Source organism: Paracoccus alkenifer (assembly GCF_900108405.1).
Classification (GTDB): Bacteria; Pseudomonadota; Alphaproteobacteria; order Rhodobacterales; family Rhodobacteraceae; genus Paracoccus; species Paracoccus alkenifer.
In genome coordinates, this window is record NZ_FNXG01000001.1 from 580887 (window position 1) to 602730 (window position 21844).

At 68.6% G+C, this 21844-nt stretch carries 13 protein-coding genes, 1 pseudogene and 1 riboswitch; of the genes and pseudogenes, 6 read left to right on the top strand and 8 right to left on the bottom strand.

Annotated elements, in window-relative coordinates; translation table 11 throughout:
- Nucleotides 1–62: 62 nt before the first annotated feature.
- Complete coding sequence (argS, locus tag BLW83_RS02765) at nucleotides 63–1802, bottom strand: arginine--tRNA ligase (RefSeq protein ID WP_090845277.1); 1740 nt, start codon at nucleotides 1800–1802, stop codon at nucleotides 63–65.
- Nucleotides 1803–2092: 290 nt separating this feature from the next.
- Here argS and BLW83_RS15870 point away from each other — a divergent pair.
- The 3 genes and pseudogenes from BLW83_RS15870 to metK form a co-directional block, all read left to right on the top strand.
- A pseudogene (locus BLW83_RS15870) lies at nucleotides 2093–3634 on the top strand (DEAD/DEAH box helicase); the annotation flags it as partial.
- 1004 nt (nucleotides 3635–4638) lie between these two features.
- A complete protein-coding gene (lnt, locus tag BLW83_RS02775; protein ID WP_245728592.1) occupies nucleotides 4639–6126 on the top strand; it encodes an apolipoprotein N-acyltransferase in 1488 nt (495 codons plus the stop codon).
- A 33-nt stretch (nucleotides 6127–6159) separates the two neighbouring features.
- Nucleotides 6160–6210: riboswitch (SAM-SAH riboswitch) on the top strand.
- A gap of 3 nt (nucleotides 6211–6213) precedes the next feature.
- A complete protein-coding gene (gene metK, locus BLW83_RS02780) occupies nucleotides 6214–7380 on the top strand; it encodes a methionine adenosyltransferase (RefSeq protein ID WP_090845284.1) in 1167 nt (388 codons plus the stop codon).
- 102 nt (nucleotides 7381–7482) lie between these two features.
- On the opposite strand, the gene BLW83_RS02785 is transcribed toward metK, so the two are convergent.
- Entirely contained in the window at nucleotides 7483–9945 is a 2463-nt protein-coding gene (locus BLW83_RS02785) for a penicillin acylase family protein (RefSeq protein WP_090845286.1), read from the bottom strand.
- Between the two features lie 121 nt (nucleotides 9946–10066).
- On the opposite strand from BLW83_RS02785, the gene BLW83_RS02790 reads away from it, so the two are divergent.
- A complete protein-coding gene (locus BLW83_RS02790) occupies nucleotides 10067–10933 on the top strand; it encodes an NAD(P)-dependent oxidoreductase (RefSeq protein WP_090845288.1) in 867 nt (288 codons plus the stop codon).
- 82 nt (nucleotides 10934–11015) lie between these two features.
- Here BLW83_RS02790 and cls read toward each other — a convergent pair whose 3' ends face one another.
- The 4 genes from cls to BLW83_RS02810 all read right to left on the bottom strand — a co-directional run bounded on the left by cls (nucleotide 11016) and on the right by BLW83_RS02810 (nucleotide 17862).
- Entirely contained in the window at nucleotides 11016–12473 is a 1458-nt protein-coding gene (cls, locus tag BLW83_RS02795; RefSeq protein ID WP_090845290.1) for a cardiolipin synthase, read from the bottom strand.
- Between the two features lie 224 nt (nucleotides 12474–12697).
- The gene (locus BLW83_RS02800; RefSeq protein ID WP_090845292.1) at nucleotides 12698–15847 is read right to left on the bottom strand and encodes an efflux RND transporter permease subunit; all 3150 of its coding nucleotides are present in this window, start codon (nucleotides 15845–15847) and stop codon (nucleotides 12698–12700) included.
- A gap of 3 nt (nucleotides 15848–15850) precedes the next feature.
- Nucleotides 15851–17065 (bottom strand): efflux RND transporter periplasmic adaptor subunit, encoded by a 1215-nt coding sequence (locus BLW83_RS02805; protein ID WP_090845294.1) that lies wholly within the window; start codon nucleotides 17063–17065, stop codon nucleotides 15851–15853.
- Nucleotides 17066–17151: 86 nt separating this feature from the next.
- A complete protein-coding gene (locus BLW83_RS02810; protein ID WP_090845296.1) occupies nucleotides 17152–17862 on the bottom strand; it encodes a TetR family transcriptional regulator in 711 nt (236 codons plus the stop codon).
- Between the two features lie 452 nt (nucleotides 17863–18314).
- On the opposite strand from BLW83_RS02810, the gene typA reads away from it, so the two are divergent.
- Together typA and BLW83_RS02820 are read left to right on the top strand one after the other, a co-directional pair.
- Nucleotides 18315–20135: a translational GTPase TypA gene (gene typA, locus BLW83_RS02815; RefSeq protein WP_090845298.1), complete on the top strand. Its 1821-nt coding sequence runs from the start codon at nucleotides 18315–18317 to the stop codon at nucleotides 20133–20135.
- A gap of 103 nt (nucleotides 20136–20238) precedes the next feature.
- Complete coding sequence (locus tag BLW83_RS02820) at nucleotides 20239–20856, top strand: TetR/AcrR family transcriptional regulator (protein ID WP_143042719.1); 618 nt, start codon at nucleotides 20239–20241, stop codon at nucleotides 20854–20856.
- Between the two features lie 27 nt (nucleotides 20857–20883).
- Here BLW83_RS02820 and BLW83_RS02825 read toward each other — a convergent pair whose 3' ends face one another.
- Both BLW83_RS02825 and BLW83_RS02830 read right to left on the bottom strand, forming a co-directional pair.
- Nucleotides 20884–21207, bottom strand: coding sequence for a 2Fe-2S iron-sulfur cluster-binding protein (locus tag BLW83_RS02825; RefSeq protein WP_090845302.1), 324 nt, complete (start codon nucleotides 21205–21207; stop codon nucleotides 20884–20886).
- Nucleotides 21208–21556: 349 nt separating this feature from the next.
- Nucleotides 21557–21829: an acyl carrier protein gene (locus BLW83_RS02830; RefSeq protein WP_090845304.1), complete on the bottom strand. Its 273-nt coding sequence runs from the start codon at nucleotides 21827–21829 to the stop codon at nucleotides 21557–21559.
- Between the last annotated feature and the right edge of the window lie 15 nt (nucleotides 21830–21844).

Consider the following 21844-nt stretch of genomic DNA (forward strand, 5'->3'; position numbering starts at 1 on the left):
CGCCGGTTGACCCGGTCGTCGTTGACTGCTCGTTCCGTCCCCGGCCCGGACGCGTCGTTGAATCAGCGCATTTCCTTGGCCGGAGTCACCCCCAAGATACCCAAGCCGGCCGAAATGACAACGCCCACGGCCCGCGCCAGCGCGATTTTCGCCGCTGTTGCGCCGATGTCACCATCCTGGACAAAGCGCAGCGAGGGTTCGTCGTTGCCGCGGTTCCACAGCGCATGGAGGTCCGAGGCGAGGTCGTAAAGGTAGAATGCGATGCGGTGGGGTTCATGCGCGCGGGCCGCGATTTCCACCGTGCGGGGCCATTCGGCGATGCGCCGGGCCAGCGCCGCCTGTGCCGGATGGTCCAGCACCAGCGCCCGCGCCAGCGCCGCATCCGACACATCGACGCCCATTTCAGCCGCGCGGCGCAGCACGGAATTGATGCGGGCGCTGGCATACTGGACATACCACACCGGGTTGTCCTTGGACTGTTCCAGCACGCGGTCAAAGTCGAAATCCAGCGCCGCGTCGTTCTTGCGCGTCAGCATGTGGAACCGGGTCACGTCGCGGCCGGCCTGTTCCACCACCTCGCGCAGGGTGACAAAGGTGCCGGCGCGCTTGGACATCTTGAAGGGCTCGCCGTTTTTCAACAGCCGCACCAGCTGGATCAGCTTGACATCCAGCGGCACGCGCCCGCCCGACAGTGCCGCCACCGCGGCCTGCATCCGCTTGACGTAACCGCCGTGGTCGGCGCCGAAAATGTCGATCAGCTGGTCGAAGCCGCGGTCGATCTTGTCCCAGTGATAGGCGATGTCGGGGGCGAAATAAGTCCAGCTGCCGTCCGATTTCCGGACCGGCCGGTCCACGTCGTCGCCGTGGGCGGTGGAACGGAACAGCGTCTGCTCGCGCGCCTCCCAGTCCTCGGGCAGCTTGCCCTTGGGGGGATCCAGCACGCCTTCGTAGATCAGCCCCGCGTCGGACAGGCGCTGGATCGCGGCCTCGATCCGGCCGGTGCCGTAAAGCGCCTTTTCGCTGGAATAGACGTCCATTTCGACGCCCAGCAGCGCGAGATCATCGCGGATCACCTGCATCATCAGCCCGGTGGCAAACTCGCGCAGCTCGGCCAGCCATTCGGATTCGGGGCGGTCCAGCAGGCTGTCGCCGTAGCGGTCCTTGAGCGCCTGCCCGACCGGGATCAGGTAGTCGCCGGGATAAAGCCCTTCGGCGATGCGGGGTTCCTGGCCGTGGGCCTCGCGGTAGCGTTCATAAGCCGAGCGGGCCAGCACATCCACCTGCGCGCCGCCGTCGTTGATATAGTATTCGCGGGTGACGTCATTGCCGGCGAATTGCAGCAGGCTGGCCAGCGCATCGCCGAACACCGCGCCGCGCATGTGGCCCACATGCATCGGGCCGGTGGGGTTGGCGCTGACGAATTCGACGTTGATGCGCGCACCCTGCCCCGGCGCGGCGCGGCCATAATCGTCCCCCGCATCCAGCGCCGCGCGCAGCACCTCGGCCCAGACGGCGGGGGCAAGCCGCAGGTTGAGAAACCCGGGGCCGGCGACCTCGGCGGCCTCGATCCGCGGGTCGGCGGCAAGGCGGGCGGCCAGCGTCTCGGCGATCTCGCGCGGCTTGAGCCCGGCGGGCCTGGCCAGCACCATCGCGGCGTTGGTCGCCATGTCGCCATGCGCGGGGTCGCGCGGCGGCTCGACCGCGACGGCGGCGAAATCCAGCCCCTCGGGCAGCTGCCCGGCGGCGGTCATGTCGGTCAGCGCGTCCAGCACGCGCGCGCGGATGTCGGCAAAGATGTTCATCGGGCTTTCTCGCTCTTGCGCGCAATGCAGTAGCGAAGCGGCCCGAAAGCCGCAACCTTGCAGGCCGCACCGGGGGCTTCGCGCCCCCGGACCCCCGCGGGATATTTCCATGATGAAGAAGCGCGCCGCAGCCGCCTCTCCGCAGTCGGGAATTGACGTGGCAGCCATTCTGCGCTAGGGGCCGCAAGCCCGCATCCGGCGGGCGACCGAGGGGCGCATGGAAGGCCGCGTCCCATTTTGCGCGCAAGCAAGGCGCGTCGGACCGCGACACTTCCTGACGAAAGACCCCCATGACCAAGTTTTCCGATCTCAAGCTCGACCCCAAGGTGCTGGCCGCCGTTGCCGAGGCGGGCTATGAGAACCCCACCCCGATCCAGGTCGGCGCCATCCCCCCCGCGCTGGAGGGCCGCGATGTTCTGGGCATCGCCCAGACCGGCACCGGCAAGACCGCCGGCTTTGTGCTGCCGATGATCACCCTGCTGGGCCGCGGCCGGGCGCGGGCGCGGATGCCGCGGTCGCTGGTGCTGTGCCCGACCCGCGAGTTGGCCGCGCAGGTGGCCGAGAATTTCGACATCTACGCCAAGAACACCCGCCTGACCAAGGCGCTGCTGATCGGCGGCGTCAGCTTTGGCGAGCAGGACAAGCTGATCGACCGCGGCGTCGATGTGCTGATCGCCACCCCCGGCCGGCTGCTGGATCATTTCGAACGCGGCAAGCTGCTGTTGACCGGCGTTCAGATCATGGTCGTGGACGAGGCCGACCGGATGCTGGACATGGGCTTTATCCCCGATATCGAGCGGATCTTTCAGCTGACCCCGTTCACCCGGCAGACGCTGTTCTTTTCCGCCACCATGGCGCCGGAAATCGAGCGGATCACCAATACCTTCCTCAATGCGCCCGAGCGGATCGAGGTCGCCCGCCAGGCCACCACCGGCGAGAACATCACCCAGAAGCTGATCGAGCTGGCCCCCACCCGCAAGGACCAGTCCGCCAAGCAAAAGCGCGAGCTGCTGCGCGCGCTGATCGACGCCGAGGGCGACAGCCTCAAGAACGCGATCATTTTCTGCAACCGCAAGACCGACGTGGATATCGTCGCCAAGTCGCTGAAAGCGCATGGCTATGACGCCGCGCCGATCCATGGCGATCTGGACCAGCGGGTCCGCATGGCGACGCTGGACGGGTTCCGCGACGGCTCGCTGCGGTTTCTGGTCGCCTCGGACGTGGCGGCGCGGGGGCTGGACATCCCGGCGGTCAGCCATGTGTTCAACTTTGACCTGCCCTCGCACGCCGAAGATTACGTCCACCGCATCGGCCGCACCGGGCGCGCCGGCCGGCAGGGCACCGCGATTTCCATCGCCACCCCGGCGGATGAAAAATACCTGTCCGCGATCGAGAATCTGGTCAAGCAGACCCTGCCCCGGGCCGAAATTCCCGAAGATTTCCGCCTGTCGGATGCGGCGCAGCGGGCGCCTCGGCCGGCGAGCGAACGCGGCGTGACCCGTGGTGCGCCGGCGCGCAGCCGCTCGCGTCGCGGCGGGCTGAAAGAACCCTCTGCCCCCGAGGCGCCCGAGGCCGTCGCGCCGGCGCCCGAGCCCGTTCGCGAACCCCCTCGCGCGCCCCAGCAGCCCGAGCGCAATGGCGAAAGCCGCGGCGAGCGTGGCGCTGATTCGCGCCGCAACAACGGCAATGGCAACGGCAACGGCCAATCCACTGGCGGCGATCAGCGTCAGGCGGGCGGCGACGACCATCGCCGCGACAGCCGCAGCGACGACCGCCGCGACCGTTACCGCGACCGCGACCGCGGCCCCGCCGTCGCGGGCATGGGCGATCACGTCCCCGATTTCATGCGCACCAGCTTTACCGAGGCGCTGTCGATCACCGAGGCGCGCATGGCCAGCCGCAGTCAGTCCGAGCCGCAACCGGCCGAGGACGACGCCGCCACGACCGAGACCGCGGATGCGGCGCCCTCGGGGCGCAGCCGGTCGCGCAGCCGCTCGCGCAGCAGGGATCGCAGCCCCGAGGCTGCGGTTGAAACGGTTGCGGTTGAAACGGTGACCGAGACTGCGGATACCGTCGGCGACGATGTGACCGAGGCGGTTGCCACGCCGGAACCCGCCGCGCCTGCCGCCGATGTGGAAACAACAGCCGCCGAGGCGGTCGCCGACAAGGCCCCGGCCGAAGAAGCCGCCGACCTGGTGGCCGCGCCCGAGGAGGCGCAGGCTGAAACGGCGGTCGAAGCTGTGGCCCCGGCCCCTGCCGAGGATGCGGCACCTTTGGAAGCGGTGGCGGCCGAGGCCGATGCGCCCGCGCCCGAGGCCGAGGCCGCGCCCGAGGTTCCCGAAAAGCCCAAGCGCACCCGCCGCACGACGACCGCCAAGCCCGCTGCAAAGCCTGCCGCCAAGCCTGCCGCAAAGACCGCAGCCAAGGCTCCGGCGAAATCGACCCGGACCACGAAAGCCGCGGCCAAGGATGCCGCCGGGGCCGCGGATGCCCCCGCAGCAGAGGCCGCCACCGAGACGACCCCCGAGACGGCAGAGGCCCCAGCGAAACCCGCCGCAAAGCCGCGCACCCGCAAGGCGCCTGCCAAAACCACCAAGGCGACCTCGACCAAAGCCGCTGCCACCAAGGCAGACGCTGCGGTCGCGGATGCCGCCAAGCCCGCAGTGGCAGAGGCAGAGGCAGAGGCCACCGACCCCAAGCCTGCGGACGGCCACAAGGACGCTGGCCCGGCGCAGGGCTGACGCCCCCCATGCGCCCGGACCCGCGGCGGCCTGACCCGGCGGCGCCCTTGCAGCCCGCCGGGACCGCTCCGCCTGCGCAGCGCCGGGCGCCCCTCGTGTTGCGGCTTGGCCTGGATCTGTTGATCGGCGTCATGGCGGCGCTGGGTCAGGCCCCCTGGGGGCTGTGGCCCGCGACGGTACTGGCGCTGGCGGCGCTGATCTGGCGGGTGGCGACGGCGCCCTCGGCCCGCGCAGCCGCGTGGCGGGCGCTGGCCATCGGCGCGGGGCATTTCGCGCTGGCGCTGGCCTGGATCACCCAGCCTTTCCTGGTCGAGGCCGACCGTTACGGCTGGATGTCGCCCTTTGCACTGCTGCTGACAGCGCTTGGGGGCGCGCTGTTCTGGGCGCTGCCGGCGCTGGCCGCGCATCGGGCGGGCTGGGACCGCGCCAGCCGCGCGGCCGCAGTGGCGCTGGCGCTGCTGGTCTCGGACTGGCTGCGGGGCTGGATCTTTACCGGCCTGCCCTGGGCGCTGACCGGGCATATCTGGATCGACACCCCCGCCGCGCAGATCGCGGCCTGGCTGGGGGCGCCGGGGCTGTCGGCGCTGACGCTGGCGGCGGCGCTTTCGCCGGTGCTGGGCAGCACGCGTCGCGGCATGGCTATCGGCGCCGCGCTGTCGGCGGCGCTGATCGCGGCAGCCTGGGGCGCCGGGCTGGCACGGCTGGCGCAGCCCTTGCCCCCGGACCGGGCGCAGATCATCCGGCTGGTCCAGCCCAACGCCGACCAGACGCTGAAATGGGATCCCCACTGGGCCCCGCAGTTCTACGACCGGCTGACCGCGCTGTCGGCGCTGCCTCTGGACCCCGCGCTGGGGGAGGGCCGCCCCGATCTGGTGGTCTGGCCGGAAACCGCGGTGCCGTTCCTGCTGAACGAGGCCGGACCAGCGCTCGAAGACATCGCCGCGCAGTCCGGCGCCACCACGCTGGTCGGCATCCAGCGGGCCGAGGGCGCCGCCTGGTTCAACAGCCTGGCCGAGTTCACCGCCGACGCCCGCATCGGCGCGGTCTATGACAAGTTCCACCTGGTCCCCTTTGGCGAATACATCCCGTGGGGCGATGCGCTGGCGCGGTTCGGGATCACCGCCTTTGCCGCCCGGCACGGCAACGGCTATTCCCGCGGCCCCGGCCCGCAGATGATGCAGGTCGAGGGGCTGCCCCCGTTCCAGCCGCTGATCTGCTACGAGGCGATATTCGACCGTCACCTGCTGCGCGACCAGCGCCCGGAATGGATCCTGCAAGTGACCAACGACGCGTGGTTCGGCACATGGTCCGGCCCCTATCAGCATCTGGCGCAGGCGCGGCTGCGGGCGATCCAGTCCGGGCTGCCGCTGCTGCGGGCGGCCAATACCGGCGTCTCGGCGGTGATCGACGCGCGGGGGGCTGTGCGCGCCACGCTGGCCCTGAACCGCGAGGGCGTGCTGGACGCGCCCCTGCCCGGCGCGCTGCCGCCGACACTGTGGTGGCGCTGGGGCGATCTGCCGATGCTGGCGTTGATGGCGCTGGCTGCGGGCGCGCTGGCGATTGTGCGACGCCGCGGTCATTGACGCCGCCTCCGCAAGCGCGTATCGCCGCCCGCACGACCCCCACAACGGCTTCCTGGCGTGGAGAGGTCCTGAACCAATGGAGCAATCATGTCCCGTCAGAACTACGTCTTCACCTCCGAGTCCGTCTCGGAGGGGCATCCCGACAAGCTGTGCGACCAGATTTCGGATGCGGTGCTCGATGCGCTGCTCGAACAGGAACCGCTGGCCCGCGTCGCCTGCGAAACCTTTGCCACCACCGGAATGGTGGTGATCGGGGGCGAGATCGGGCTGAAGGACAAGGGCCGGCTGAATTCGATCATGGGCCGGATCCCGGAAATCGCCCGCGGCGTGATCCGCGACATCGGCTATGAGCAGGAAAAATTCCACTGGAACACCTGCCATGTGCTGAATTTCCTGCATGAACAATCCGCCCATATCGCGCAGGGCGTGGACAAGGACGGGGCCGGCGATCAGGGGATCATGTTCGGCTATGCGGTGGACGAGACGCCCGAGCTGATGCCGGCGCCGATCCAGTATGCCCACGCGATCCTGCGCCGCCTGGCCGAGGCCCGCAAATCCGGCGAACAGCCGACACTGGGCCCCGACGCCAAGTCGCAGCTGTCGGTGCGCTATGAAAACGGCCGCCCGGTCGGGGTGTCGCAGATCGTGGTCAGCCACCAGCATCTGGACGAGACGCAGACCTCGGACGACATCCGCGCCATCGTGGAACCTCATGTGCGCGAGGTGCTGCCCGAGGGCTGGCTGACCAGCGACACGGTCTGGCACGTCAACCCCACCGGCACCTTTGTCATCGGCGGGCCGGACGGGGATGCGGGGCTGACCGGACGCAAGATCATCGTGGACACCTATGGCGGCGCCGCCCCCCACGGCGGCGGGGCGTTTTCCGGCAAGGATCCGACCAAGGTCGACCGCTCGGCCGCCTATGCCGCGCGCTATCTGGCCAAGAACGTGGTGGCCGCGGGGCTGGCATCGCGCTGCGTGATCCAGCTGTCCTATGCGATCGGGGTGGCCGAGCCGCTGTCGATCTATGCCGACACCTACGGCACCGGCACCGTCCCCGAGGCCGAGATCGAGCGCGCCCTGCGCGAGGTCATGGACCTGACGCCGCTGGGCATCCGCAACCACCTGGACCTGTGCAAGCCCATCTATCGCCGCACCGCTGCCTACGGCCATTTCGGCCGCCAGCCCGAGGCGGACGGCGGCTTCAGCTGGGAACGCACCGACCTGGCCGAGGCGCTGAAAAAGGCGGTATAGCAAACCTCTGCGCTCGCGCGCTTCTTCATCATGAAAATATCCCGGGGGCGCGGGGGCAGCGCCCCCGTCCCGACCGTCCCGTAACGCGCAGCGCCGCCCGAATCAGGGCAGCGGCCGCAGCACCGTCACCCCGCGGGCGCCCGCGCGCGCCAGCGTCGGGTCCAGCGACATCGTCACATATTCGCCGCGCCGCCAGCGCTCCGCCAGATCGTCGTAATGGCGCGACAGCGGGTGGCCGGACTGCCCCGTCGCGATGATAAAGACCGAGCTGTCGGGGTCGGCCAGATCGTAGACCCCGCGATAGCCGGCGCCGCCGACCGCCGCCCAGGGGTTGGCACCCGCCCCCGTTGCCGGCGCGCGCGCAAGGCTCGACCCGTCGCCCGAGGTGGACTGCACCAGGCTGACCACCCAGCCGATCAGCGGCATCTGCCCCAGCGCCGGATGTTCATGGCGCGCCACATGGGCGTCGCCCCAGCGCCAGCTTTCCACATCGGGGCCGAAACGCGCGCTCAGCTCGATCAGCGCCGCGTCCAGCGCCTGCCGGGCGATGGTGGCGCAATCCTCGACCGGCGCCGACTGCACCACGTCGCACCACGCAGCCGCACCGCCGGTGTTGCGAAACACCCGGTCGATGAACGCCGGCCGCAGCTCGGCCGAGAGCTCACCCGCCAGCGCCCCCAGCTCGTCATGGATCAGCCGCAGTTGCAGGTGCTGCATCCAGGCGGAATAGATCAGCGGCTCGGGCAGATGCTCGCCCATGTTGCCGTCCCATTCCGCCAGCAGCGCCAGCGCGTCCTGACGCTGGCGTTCCGGGGTGCCGGGGGCCGCGGCCTCGCCGGTGAACCACAGGTCGGCGCCGACCAGCGGCAGCAGCGCCCGCGCCGCCGGGCTGACCGTATCGAGCTGCGCGTCGATGAAACTGTCGCGGGAATGGATCTCGCGCGCGGCCAGCAGCCGCGACAGCCGCGCCAGCCGCAGCGGCTCGTCGCGGTCGTGGCCGACGGCCAGGGCGGTGGCCCCGGTGGCCTCGGCCCCGGTTGCCGCGACCATCCCCTGCGCAGGCTCGGTCACACGCAGGGGATCGTCGGGCGCCACCGGCTCAAGCCAGCGCACGGCAGGATCGCGGCCCGGCGCGGGCATCCGCCCGGCGGTGGGATGTTCGGGCGGGCGGCGAGGGATTTCCCCCGCAAGAACCTGCGCCACGCCATCCGCATCGGCCAGCGTCACCTGCACCGCCGGCGCCACGATGCCGCGCGCCGCCTTCGTGGCGCCAGAGCGGTCGGGCGCCTGCATCAGTGCGATCAGCGCGCTTAGCGTCGTGTCCTGCGCCGACAGTCCGGTCCAGCGCAACGCCGGAACGAAACCGTCGGGGGTGACCGTTTGCAGCCCCAGATGCGCGGGCGGGATCACCGGGCCGGATTCGGTCTCGCGCAGGGTAATGCGGCGGTCCTCGGCGCCGTGGATGCGGATCACCTCGTGCCGCGTCGAGAACTCGCGCCAGCCGCCGGCGGCCAGATAGCGGTCGGGGGCGCCGGGCTGGACCTCTTCCATCACGATGTCCTGATCGTCCACCCACGCCGGGGTCAGCCCCCAGGCCAGCTGCTGGTTGCGCCCGGTCAGCACCGCCGGGATTCCGGGGATGGTGCCGCCGATCACGCTGCCCGCGCGCAGGTCCAGCCGCGCCAGATACCACAGCGACGGCGCGGTCAGCGCCACATGCGGATCATTGGCCAGCAGCGGCGCCCCGGCGGCGGTGCGGCTGGCGCTGGCGGCAAAACCGTTGGCTGAACTGCCGCGGCCGACGCGGATATAGCCGACCAGCCCCGCAAACCAGTCCTCGGCCGCGGTCTCGGGGGGGGCGGCAAAACGCGCACCCTCGCCGAACAGCGCCGCATAGGGGGGCAGCGGCGCTTCGCCCGCGGCGCGGACCAGATCGCCCCCCCGCTCGGGCGCGGCCAGCGAGACCCGCGCCCGCGCCACCTCGGCCGAAACCTGCCGCGAGGCCCCCGCGGCGACCAGCTTGAGGATCGCCAGCGAATCCGCCGGCTGCCAATAGGCGATGTCGCCGGGCAGCAGAAAGAACTCGGGCGCGCCGCGGCCAAGTGCGCCCTGGTTGACCTGCTCGACCCACGCATTCACCCCGTCGGCATAGGCCTGCAACGCCCGCCGCGTCGTCTGGTCCTGCGCGGCAAGCGACGCCTGCGCATGGCGCCACAGCCCCAGCCGCCGGGCCAGATCGTCGGCGGCATAGGCGCGTTCGCCGAACATCTCGGCCAGCCGGCCCTGGGCCGCGCGGCGCAGCACCACCATCTGAAACAGCCGGTCCTGCGCATGGGCGAATCCAAGCGCAAAGAACGCATCGCGATCGGTCGAGGCAAGGATATGGGGGATGTTTTCGGTCGTGCGCACGATCTCGACCGGCTGCTCGACCCCCGCCAGCGCCAGCGAGGCGTCATAGTCGGGCAGCGAGCGGACGGCGAAATACCACGCCAGCGCCAGCGCGCCGACGGAAACGGCGATCAGGCCGATGGTCAGCCGGACCAGCCAGCGAAACAGCGAAAGCATGGGCGGCGGCGTCCTTGAAAACGGGCGGCCCCGGTTGACCGGGACCATGGGGCGGTGGAATGTGACAGGCTGATAGGGCAGCGGCCGCGGGTTTTCAACGCGGCCCGGACAGGAGGATGCAATGACGCAGGTGGCGTTTCTGGGGCTTGGCGTGATGGGGTTCCCGATGGCGGGGCATCTTGCCGCCAAGGGGCATGAGATCACGGTCTATAACCGCACGGCGGCTCGGGCGCTGGACTGGACCGCCCGCCATCCCGGCCGCCACGCCCCCACCCCGCGCGAGACGGCGCAGGCCGCGCAGTTCGTCATGGCCTGCGTGGGCAACGACGACGACCTGCGCGCGGTCTGCCTTGGCCCCGACGGCGCCTTTGCGGGCATGGACCCGGGGGCGATCTTCGTCGATCACACCACGGTGTCGGCCGAGGTGACGCGGGAACTGGCAAAGGCAGCGCGCGAGCAGGGCATCGGCTTTGTCGATGCGCCGGTGTCCGGCGGGCAGGCGGGCGCCGAAAACGGGCAGCTGTCGGTGATGTGCGGCGGGACGGAACAGGATTATGCCGCGGCCGAGCCGCTGATCGCCGCCTATGCCCGCATCTGCCGGCGCATGGGCGACAGCGGCGCGGGGCAGCTGGCCAAGATGTGCAACCAGATCGCCATTGCCGGGCTGGTGCAGGGGTTGGCCGAATCACTGAACTTTGCGCAGCGCGCCGGGCTTTCGATCCCCGATCTGGTCGAGGTGATCAGCCAGGGCGCCGCCGGCAGCTGGCAGATGCAGAACCGCCACGCCACCATGGCCGAGGGCCGCTATGATTTCGGCTTTGCGGTGGACTGGATGCGCAAGGATCTGGGGATCTGCCTGAAAACCGGCGACGAGATCGGCGCCGCCCTGCCGGTCACCGCGCTGGTCGATCAGTTCTACAAGGACGTGCAGCTGATGGGCGGCGGCCGCTGGGACACCTCGTCCCTGCTGGCCCGGCTCAAGGGCTGACACAGCCTGCAAGCCGCTTCTTCATCATGAAAATATCCTGGGGGGCCGGCCGCAAGGCCGGTGGGGGCAAAGCCCCCTCCCCTCACATCAGCGGCGAAAACAGCCGCGCCAGCGAATCGCGGAACCGCAACAGCCGACTGCTTGCGCGGTAGCCCGCAACGGTGAACTCGCGGCAGTCCTGCATGTCGCGCAGGAAATCCTGTTCGAGCTGCCCCGAGAACGCCTCGTCATAGATCACCGCGTTCAGCTCGTAATTGATGCCGAAGCTGCGGATGTCGATATTGGCCGAGCCGATAGAGCAGACCCGCCCGTCCGCAATCACCGTCTTGGCGTGCAGATAGCCCGGCTGATACAGCAGCACCTGCGCCCCCGAGGCCGCGATTTCCCGCATATAGGTGTTCGCCGCCCAGTAGGGCACATATTGCCGGGCGCCGCGTTCGCTGATCATCACCCGCACATCCACCCCCGACAGCGCCGCCGCCTTGAGCGCCTCGGCGATGCTGGTGTCGAGGATGAAGAACGGGGATTGCAGATAGACCCGTTCCCGCGCGCCCACGATCATAGCGAAATACAGCTGCCTGATCGCCTGCCATTCCGAGTCAGGCCCCGACAGCGTCAGCTGCACCGGCAGCCGCGCATCATGCAGCTCGGCGGGGGTGGGCGGAAAATGCTGCGGCTGGAACAGGTCCTCGCCGGTGGCGTTGTGCCAGTCGACCGCAAACACCGCCTGCAACAGCGCCACCGACGATCCGGTCATGCGGATATTGGTGTCGCGCCACAGCCGAAAGCCGCGCGGCGGGTGGATATGCTCACCCCCGATGTTCAGCCCGCCGGTATGGCCCGCAAGCCCGTCGATCACCGCGATCTTGCGGTGGTTGCGATAGGAAATCGTGTGCACCCGCCACAGTTTCGAGAACGGCTCAAACCGCACCCCGCCGGCCCGCATCTGGCGGATGTAACCGCGGCGCAGCATGAAGAACGAGCCTACCGGGTCATAAAGGATGCGCACTGCCACCCCTTGCGCCGCCTTTTCGGTCAGGATCGCTTTCAGTTCGTCGCCGAAATCATCGGCGTTCCAACTGAAATATTGCAGGTGGATCGAGTGGGTGGCGGCGCGCATATCCTCGATCAGCCGCGGATATGCTTGGCCTGCATCCTGCAACAGCTCGATCCGGTTGCGGGTGGTCACGGTCGAGCGGGTGGTGTTGCGCACCAGTTCCGACAGCGAGGCGGCCGAGCCGTCCTCGGCCTCCATCCGCGCCAGCGCCTCGCGGTGCTCGGGCGCCAGTCCGGCGATCAGCGGCGCCAGCCGTGCGTCCAGTTCCTGTCGCATCAGCTTGCCGGTCAGGCCGAAATTCCGGTGCTGGCGCCCGAACAGCAGGTAAAGCACCACCCCCACCCCGGGCAGCAGCGCAAACAGCAGCATCCAGGCCAGCGTGGCGCTGGGGCGGCGGTTTTCGGCGATGATATAGACGCCGATGACGACGAGATAGGCGGCAAATCCAAGCGAAAGGGCGGTCAGGATCGGCGCCGGCATCATGTCCTCTGGTTTTCGTGGTTGGGCGCATCATGGCGCGGGTGGCGGGAAAGCGCCAGACGCGGCTTCGGGCTGCACCGCCGGCCGGGGGCTGCGCGCCCCCATCGTCGTAGACGACGATCCCCCCGGGATATTTATGGCAAGATGAAAGCAGCGGCGAGCGGCCGAAAGGACGAAGGCCCCGTCCGGTGAGGGGCGGGGCCTTTGCGGGTGGTGTGCCGGGCCGGTCAGGCCGGTTGCGGCGCGGGATCCTTGCGGCGGGGGCGGAACAGCCGCGTCACCATCACGAAGAACACCGGCACGAACAGCAGCGTCAGCAGGGTGCCGGTGACGGTTCCGAAAAAGGTGGCATAGCCGATGGCGTGGCGCGCCCCCGCGCCGGCGCCCGAGGACAGCACCAGCGGCAGCACCCCCAGCCCGAAGGCCAGCGAGGTCATCAGGATCGGGCGGAACCGCAGCCTTGCGGCCTCGCGCACGGCGGTCAGGGCGGATTCGCCCAGCCCATCGATCCGTTCGCGGGCAAAGGCCACGATCATGATGCCGTTCTTGCCGGTCAGCCCGACCACGGTCAGCAGCCCGACCTGGAAATAGACCCCGTTCGCCTGATCCCCGACCCATGCCCCGATCAGCGCACCGAGGATGCCGACCGGCATCGACAGCAGCACCGCAATGGGGATCGTCCAGCTTTCATAAAGCGCGGCCAGGCACAGGAACACCGTCGCCAGCGCCAGCGCGTAAAGCGTCAGCGCCCCGGCCCCGGCCTCTTTTTCCTCGAGCGAGAGGCCGCTCCATTGCAGGTTGAAGCCGGGGGGAAGCTGTGCGGCCAGCGCCTCGATCTCGGCCAGGGCGTCGCCGCTGGAATAGCCGGGCGCGGGCTGGCCCTCGATCGCCATCGCGGGCAGCGCGTTGTAGCGCGTCACTTGCTGCGGGCCGAACACCCAGTCCTGCGTGGCAAAGGTCGAGAAATCGACGAACTGGCCGTTGCCGTTCTGCAACCGCCACAGTTCCAGATCGCGCGGCGCGGTGCGCGCCCATGGCTCGCCCTGCACATACACCCGCTTGATGCGGCCGTTATACAGGAAGTCGTTGACATAGGTGCCCGACCAGATCGTCGCCAGGAACGATCCCACATCGGTCGCCGTCACGCCCACCGCGCCGGCCTTGGCCCAATCGATGTTGAGCTTGAACTGCGAGGCGTCCTCGACCCCGTTGGGGCGCACCGCGGTCAGCACCGGGCTTTGACCGGCCATGCCCAGCAGCTGGTTGCGCGCGGCCAGCAGCTCTTCGTGGGTCTGGCCGGCGGCGGCCGAGAGATAGGCGGAAAACCCGCTGGCGTTGCCCAGTTCCAGCACCGCCGGGGGCACGATCGGGATCACCAGCGCCTCGCGGATGCCCCCCATCAGCGGGCCAAAGGCGCGTCCGGCGATGGCGGCGGCGGACTGGTCGGGGTCGGGGCGCACCGACCAGTCGGTCAGGCGCACGAACATCATGCCCATGTTCTGCCCCTGCCCCGCGAACGAAAATCCGCGCACGGCGAACACCGATTCCACGTTTCCGGGTTCCGCGCTGGTGAAGTAATTCGACACGCGGGCCAGCACGTCTTCGGTCGCCTCGGCGGTGGTGCCGGTGGGGCCCTGCACGATCACCATGATCGCACCCTGATCCTCGTCGGGCAGAAACGCCGTGGGGGTGCGCTGATACATCATCACCATGCCGCCCACGATCAGCAGATAGACCAGCACCATGCGGAACGGCCGCGCCGTGGTGGCCCGGACGATGGCGACATAGACACGGGTCACGCGCGAAAAATTGCGTTCGAACCAGTCGCCGAAACCGGCGCCCAGCCGCCCCATCAGCCCCCGCCGGCGCGCGTGGGAATGCGGTTTCAGCATGGTGGCGCACAGCGCCGGGGTGAAGATCAGCGCCACCAGCACCGACAGCATCATGGCCGAGACGATGGTGACGGCGAACTGCTTGTACATCTCGCCGGTCGAGCCGCCGTAAAACGCCATCGGCACGAACACGGCCGAGATCACCAGCCCGATGCCGACCAGCGCCCCCGAGATTTCATCCATCGACTTGCGCGTGGCCTCAAGCGGGTCAAGCCCCTCGTCGCGCATGATCCGCTCGACGTTTTCCACCACGACGATGGCGTCGTCCACCAGCAGTCCGATGGCCAGCACCATCGCCAGCATGGTCAGCGTGTTGATGGTGAACCCCAGCGCCGCCATGATCCCGAAGGTGCCCAGGATCACCACCGGCACCGCCAGCGTCGGGATCAGCGTCGCCCGGAAATTATGCAGGAAGATCAGCATGACGAGGAACACCAGCGCCATCGCCTCGATCAGCGTCTTGACCACCGCCTCGATCGAGATCAGCACAAAGGGCGTGGTGTCATAGGGGATGACATATTCCATGCCGGCAGGCAGGAACTGCGCCAGCTCGTCCAGCTTGGACTTGACCAGCTTGGAGGTTTCCAGCGCATTCGCCCCCGAGGCCAGCTGGATCGCCATGCCCGACGACGGCATCCCGTTGTAAGTGCCGCTGATTTCGTAGTTTTCCGACCCCAGCTCGGCGCGCGCCACGTCGCGCAGCAGCACCAGCCCGCCGTCGGTGTCGGCGCGCAGCACGATACGCTCGAAATCCTCGGGGGTGCGCAGCAGCGATTGCGCGGTGATGGTGGCGTTCAGCTGCTGGCCGGCGGGCGCCGGCATGGCGCCGAACGCGCCGGCCGAGATCTGGGCGTTCTGCGCGCGGATCGCCGCCACCACCTGTCCGGGCGAAAGATCATAATATTTCAGCCGCGTCGGATCCAGCCAGATGCGCATCGAGTATTCCGACCCGAACACCTGCACCTGCCCCACCCCGTCAAGCCGCGAGATCGGTTCCACCATGAACGAGTTGAGATAATCCGCGAGGTCCACAGCCGTGCGCGCGCCGTCGCTGGAAATCAGCCCGACCACCATCAGGAAACCGGTGGCGGATTTGCGCACGCCGACGCCCTGGCGGACCACCGGTTCGGGCAGGATCGCCTGCGCGCGGGCCAGATTGTTCTGCACCTGCACCTGCGCGATGTCGGCGTCGGTGCCCATCTCGAAGGTCAGGGTGATCGTCGCCCCCCCGGTCGAGGTGGTGGTCGAGTTGATCGAGCGCAGCCCGTCCAGCCCGGTCATCTCGCGCTCGATCAGCTGCACCACGGTGTCGGCCACGGTTTCCGCCGAAGCGCCGGGATAGACCGTGTTGATGACGACCGAGGGGCCGGCGATGGTTGGATATTGCGAGATCGGCAGCCGCAGGACCGACAGCGTGCCCAGCCCCATGATGATGATCGCGATCACCCAGGCAAAGATCGGGCGGTCGATGAAGAAACGGGCCATGGATCAGTTCCCTTGCGCCGCGGCGTCGGTTTCGGGCGCGTCAGGCGCGGCATCCTCGGGCGCGGCATCGGGGGGCGCTGCCGCATCCGCATCGGCGCCGGCGGGCGGCTGATCGGGCACGACGGTCACCGGGGCGCCGGGGCCGGTCTTCTGGAACCCCGAGGTGACGATGCGGTCACCCGGCTGCAATCCGCCCGTCACCACCCAGTTGCCGCCCTCCGAGGTCAGCACTTCCAGCGTGCGCACCGCCACGGTGTCGTTCTCGACCACCCAGGCGTGCGGCGTGCCTTGCGTGTCGCGCATCACCGCCGATTGCGGGACCAGATAGATGCCCTTTTCCTCGGCCTGCGGCAGGATCACCTCGACGTAAAGTCCCGGCAGCAGCAGATGGTCGGGGTTGGGAATGGAAATCCGCAGCGTGATCATGCCGGTCGTCGGCTCGACCTGCGGCTCGGCGGCGCGCAGTTCTCCGCGCAGCGGATATTCGTCGCCGGTCGGCAGGATCAGCGTGGCCTGCCGGCTTTCCGGCCTGGTGCCGTGCTGGGTCTGCTGCCAGCGCAGCAGGTCGTTGGCCGATTGCGTGACGTCCACATGCACCGGGTCCAGCGCCCGGATCGTGGTCAGCGGATTGACCTGCTGGGCGGCGACCAGCGCGCCGGTGCTGACCTGCGAAAATCCGACCACCCCGGAAATCGCCGCGCGGATCGTGGTGCGGTCCAGGTCGATCTCGGCCGATTGCAGCTGCGCGCGGGCCAGCTGCAACGCCGCATCCGCCGCGTCGCGGGCCGACACCGCGCTGTCCAGCCGCTGGGCAGAGCCGGTCTTGCTGGCGAACAGCTCTTCGGCACGCTCGGCCTCGCGGTTGGCAAGGTCGAAATTCGCCTGCGCCTGCGCGACCGCCGCCTGCGCGGCCGCGACCGCCGCGGCGTAGGTGTCGGATTCGATCTGGTAAAGCGGCTGCCCGGCCTCGATCACGCTGCCTTCGTCGAACTGGCGCTCGCGGATAAGGCCGCCAACCTGCGGGCGCACCTCGGACACGGTCGATGCCTTGATCCGCCCCGGCAGGCGGGCGGTGACGGTATAGTCAGTGGGCTGCGCCTCGATCACGGTGACGGCGGCGGGGGGCGCGCCCTCGGCCTGCGCCAGCGCGGTCCGGGCCGGACCGAATGTCAGGACGCCGGCCAGACCGAGTGACAGGATGATAAACTTGCGTGGCATCTGGGCAGCTTTCGATGATCGGATGAACGGGTCGGGATTCGGTGCGTCCCGGCTGTGGTTTTTTCGACGGGTTTCGGACAGGGTTGTCAATCCGGCAATAAAGCGGCCGTCCCTGCGGAAAACTGCGCCGCGGCCTGCCCCCGACCCGGCGGATCGCGGGGTCCGGCGCCGCCCGCATCCGCCCAGCCGCCACCGTCGGCACGCAGCACCGCAAGCTGCCGCCGCACCAGCTTTTCGCCGAAACCGGCCAGCGGAAACCCCTTGTCGGATCGCAGCCATTCGCCCAGCAGCCCGATAAAGGTCACCTGAACGAACACCGCGGCTTCGTGGGGGGTAAAGTCGCGATGCAGCAGGCCCTGATCGCGGGCGCGCTGCATGATCCGCCGGGTCAGCCCGCGCAGCTCGCCGTCCAGCCGCGACTGAACCTCGCGACCCTCGGGGCCGGTGCCCAGATCGGACATGATGCGGAACATGCGCTGGCGGCTTTCGTCCACCTCGAACTGGCGCAGCGCCTCGATGCCTGCACAGGACAGCAGCTCCAGCGGATCCTGCTCTCCGTCCGGGTCGGCGATGGCGGCAAGGATCTGTTCCTGCGGCAACAGGATACGGGCGTGCAGCGCGGCCAGCAGCTCGGCCTTGTCGCGAAAATGCCAGTAGAACGCCCCGCGCGTCACCCCCGCCGCGCGCGAGATCATCTCAAGCGTGGTGGCGGCGTAACCCCGGTCGCAAAATCCGATTTCGGCTGCGTCGAGAATCGCATTGCGGGTCTGTTCTGAATCGTCCTTGCGGCGGCGCATGGGATCGGCCTTGATATTTCCAGGAGGGGATTACCAACATTCATGAATGTATGTAAACCCCCTGCCGCAGCCCCGCCCCTCCGGGCGAGGCCGGACATTGACAGGGCCGGACAATCGAACCGCCGCAACGGAACCGTGCCGCCCCGCCGGGGGTTGGCCAGCAATGCAAGACGCCACGGACAAAGGAAAACTTCTGCAATGAACTCCATCATCTACATCGTCGGGCTGGTCGTCGTCGTGCTGTTCATCCTGTCAATGCTGGGCCTGCGCTGACCGCCCTCTTGCCACGGCACCGCCCCCCGTTCCGATCTTCTGTCCCGAAATATCCTCGGGGGTCCGGGGGCAGACAGCCCCCGGCCCGGCGGTGACGCAGGCGGCTCGCGGGCAATTCCGGGTGGTGTTCCGGCCTGCCGTGGGATAGTGCGCGCCTGAATATCATAGACAGGCCCCCCATGGATATCCGCAACATCGCGATCATCGCTCACGTCGACCACGGCAAGACTACGCTGGTCGATCAGCTGCTCAAGCAGTCCGGATCGTTCCGTGAAAACCAGGCCGTTGCCGACCGGATCATGGATTCCGGCGATATCGAACGTGAACGCGGCATCACCATCCTGGCCAAGGCGACCTCGGTCGAATGGAAAGGCACGCGCATCAACATCGTCGACACCCCCGGCCACGCCGATTTCGGCGGCGAGGTCGAGCGCATCCTGTCGATGGTCGATGGCGTTTGCCTGCTGGTCGATGCGGCCGAGGGGCCGATGCCGCAGACCAAGTTCGTGACCTCCAAGGCGCTGGCGCTGGGGCTCAAGCCCATCGTGGTGCTGAACAAGGTCGACAAGCCCGCCGCCGATCCCGACCAGACCCTGAATGAGGTCTTCGACCTCTTTGCCAATCTGGGCGCCTCGGACGAGCAGCTGGATTTCCCGCATGTCTATGCCTCGGGGGTGAACGGCTGGGCGGTGGCCTCGCTCGACGACCCGCGCGAGGGGATGGCGGCGCTGTTCGACCTGATCCTGCACCATGTGCCCGCGCCCGCGCAGGCCGCGCGCCGGGACGAGCCGTTCCGGATGCTGGCCACCACGCTGGGCGTCGACCCGTTCCTGGGCCGCCTGCTGACCGGCCGGGTCGACGCCGGCACCGCGCGGGCCGGCGACACCGTCAAGGCGCTGTCGCGCGACGGCGACCGGGTAGAACAGTTCCGCATCTCCAAGGTGCTGGCGTTCCGCGGCCTGACCCAGACCCCCATCGACCAGGCGGTGGCGGGCGATATCGTGACGCTGGCGGGCATGGCGAAAGCCACCGTCGCCGACACCATCTGCGCCCCCGAGGTGGACGCCGCCCTGCCCGCGCAACCCATCGACCCGCCGACGATTTCCGTCACCTTCGGGATCAACGACAGCCCGCTTGCCGGCCGCGACGGCAGCAAGGTCCAGTCCCGCGTCATCCGCGAACGCCTGATGAAAGAGGCCGAATCCAACGTCGCCATCCGCGTCGAGGACACCCCCGGCGGCGAGGCTTTCGTCGTTTCGGGCCGCGGCGAATTGCAGATGGGCGTGCTGATCGAGAACATGCGCCGCGAGGGGTTCGAGCTGTCGATTTCCCGCCCCCGCGTCATCTTCCGCGAAGAGGACGGCCAGCGGCTGGAGCCGGTCGAGGAAGTCATCATCGACGTGGACGACGATTTCACCGGCACGGTGATCGAGAAACTGACCGGCGACCGCAAGGGCGAGCTGATCGACATGCGCCCCGCCGGGCACGGCAAGACCCGCATCGTCGCGCATGTGCCCTCGCGCGGGCTGATCGGCTATCAGGGCGAATTCATGACCGACACCCGCGGCAACGGGGTGCTGAACCGGATCTTTCACGGCTGGACCCCCTACAAGGGCCCGATCCAGGGCCGCCGCCAGGGCGTGCTGATTTCGATGGAGGACGGGGTGTCCGTCGCCTATGCGCTGTGGAACCTCGAAGAACGCGGGCGGCTGTTCATCGGCGCGCAGGAACAGGTCTATCAGGGGATGATCATCGGCGAACATTCCCGCGACAACGATCTTGAGGTGAACCCGCTCAAGGGCAAGAAGCTGACCAACGTGCGGGCCTCGGGCACGGACGAGGCGGTGCGGCTGACGCCCCCGGTGCGGATGTCGCTGGAAGAGGCCATCGCCTATATCGCCGACGACGAGCTGGTCGAGGTCACGCCCAGGATCGTGCGGCTGCGCAAGCGCTTCCTGGACCCGCATGAACGCAAGCGCCAGGCCCGCGCGGAAAGCTGAGCCGGGCAATTGGACGCAAACAGCTGAAATAATCCTTGCGAACCGGCGGCGCCTGACCCAAGCTTCCCCGGCTCATGGCATATCGACGAACAGACGCTGCGAAATGACGACCTCGACGGATAACGAAGCTGGCCGCTCGGTCATGGACCGCTTGCTGCATTCGGCAATTGATCAGCTGCGCGAAGTTCCTCCCTATCGCGTAAGGGTGGATGAGGTCGCGGACCGGGCCGGCATCCCCCGCAGCGAGGCACGGGCGATATTTCCCCAGGACGCGGTGCTGAACGAATCCGTGGCGGGATACGCGATGGTGCAGCTGGCCGATGCGCTGACCCGCGCGCTGGTCACGGCGCCGCCGGGCGACAATCGTGCCGCGCTGATTGCCATATCGCATGCCTATGTGGATTGGGCGCGGGGGAACCGCGCGCTTTACGGGGCGATCTCGGCGCGGTTGCTGCAACCCTCGAACGCCGATTCGATCGTGCGGCGCTATGACGCGAGCTTTGCGCCGCTTGTCCGCCGGTTCCTGGGCGAGGACGGGCCGGACGTCACCACCCGCCGCGCCGCCATCGCACGGGCGACGCTGTTCGGGCTGACCGACCTGATTCTCGAACGGCGGGAAAACATCTGGCTGCTGCCCAATCCGGATTTCAACGCCGAAATCTCGGCCACCATCGCCGAATTCGTCGATATCCTGATCGCCAGCATGCCCGCCCGCGACTGAAGCGCCGCGCCGACGGGGATCTGCCGCTCAGATCTGGCGTTCGGGGATCTGGACCACCAGCCCGTCGAGTTCGGGGCCGACCTTCAACTGGCAGGTCAGGCGCGAACGCACCGGGTCGGGTTGCCAGGCGAAATCGAGCATGTCCGATTCCATCGGATCGCGGGGCGGCAGCCGGTCCACCCATTCCGGCGCGACATAGACATGGCACGTCGAACAGGCGCAGGCGCCGCCGCAATCGGCCTCGATCCCCGGAACGCCGTTGTCGCGCGCGCCCTCCATCACGGTCATGCCGGGACGGACCTCGACCTCGTGCCGCGTGCCGTTCCATTCGATATAGGTGATCTTTGCCATCGCCCCGTCCTTTGTCTGCGCCGACGCAATAGGCGATGGGGGGCCGGATGAAAAGATGCACGGCCGCAGCTGCGTCGCCGCCGTATGGGTATTTGAACCAGAAAGAAGCCGTCAACCGAATCTTAACCCGGCGGTGGCATGTTCCGAATCGCGGTACAGGCTGGGGAGCCGATGACCGCCCAGAGAGAAGTCGCCCCGGTCATGGGTGAGACATCCCTTCCCGCCACGCGGCGGGGTTGGCCGGGGCGCAACTCTCTGCTGGTTTCTTTCTGGCCCAAATACCCATGCGGCCGTCCGGCAAGAACCTCCGGGCCGGTCTCAGCCCGGACGTCGCGGCCAGACCGCCCCGTCACGCGCGCTGGGCTATCAACCGCTCTACCGCCTCGATCACCCTGCCGACCGACGAGATGTCAAAGTCGGATTTTTCGGGCTCGTTGACGTTATAGGGGATCGTGATGTCAAAGGCCTCCTCGATGGCGAGGATGGACTGCACCAGGCCGAGGCTGTCGATCGCAAGATCGGCCGTGCTGGATTCGGGGGTGATCTGCGCAGGATCGAGCATCGCCTGTTCGGCGATGATCGCGACGATGCGGTCATGAATGCTGGGGGTGCGGGTCGACATGAAAGCGCCTCTGTC

Coding starts and splice junctions, on each gene's coding strand:
- BLW83_RS02810 (WP_090845296.1), bottom strand. CDS start 17,862: ATGCGCCGCCGCAAGGACGATTCAGAACAGACCCGCAATGCGATTCTC.
- BLW83_RS02785 (WP_090845286.1), bottom strand. CDS start 9,945: ATGCTTTCGCTGTTTCGCTGGCTGGTCCGGCTGACCATCGGCCTGATC.
- BLW83_RS02825 (WP_090845302.1), bottom strand. CDS start 21,207: ATGGCAAAGATCACCTATATCGAATGGAACGGCACGCGGCACGAGGTC.
- BLW83_RS02790 (WP_090845288.1), top strand. CDS start 10,067: ATGACGCAGGTGGCGTTTCTGGGGCTTGGCGTGATGGGGTTCCCGATG.
- typA (WP_090845298.1), top strand. CDS start 18,315: ATGGATATCCGCAACATCGCGATCATCGCTCACGTCGACCACGGCAAG.
- BLW83_RS02805 (WP_090845294.1), bottom strand. CDS start 17,065: ATGCCACGCAAGTTTATCATCCTGTCACTCGGTCTGGCCGGCGTCCTG.
- cls (WP_090845290.1), bottom strand. CDS start 12,473: ATGATGCCGGCGCCGATCCTGACCGCCCTTTCGCTTGGATTTGCCGCC.
- argS (WP_090845277.1), bottom strand. CDS start 1,802: ATGAACATCTTTGCCGACATCCGCGCGCGCGTGCTGGACGCGCTGACC.
- metK (WP_090845284.1), top strand. CDS start 6,214: ATGTCCCGTCAGAACTACGTCTTCACCTCCGAGTCCGTCTCGGAGGGG.
- BLW83_RS02820 (WP_143042719.1), top strand. CDS start 20,239: ATGACGACCTCGACGGATAACGAAGCTGGCCGCTCGGTCATGGACCGC.
- BLW83_RS02830 (WP_090845304.1), bottom strand. CDS start 21,829: ATGTCGACCCGCACCCCCAGCATTCATGACCGCATCGTCGCGATCATC.
- BLW83_RS02800 (WP_090845292.1), bottom strand. CDS start 15,847: ATGGCCCGTTTCTTCATCGACCGCCCGATCTTTGCCTGGGTGATCGCG.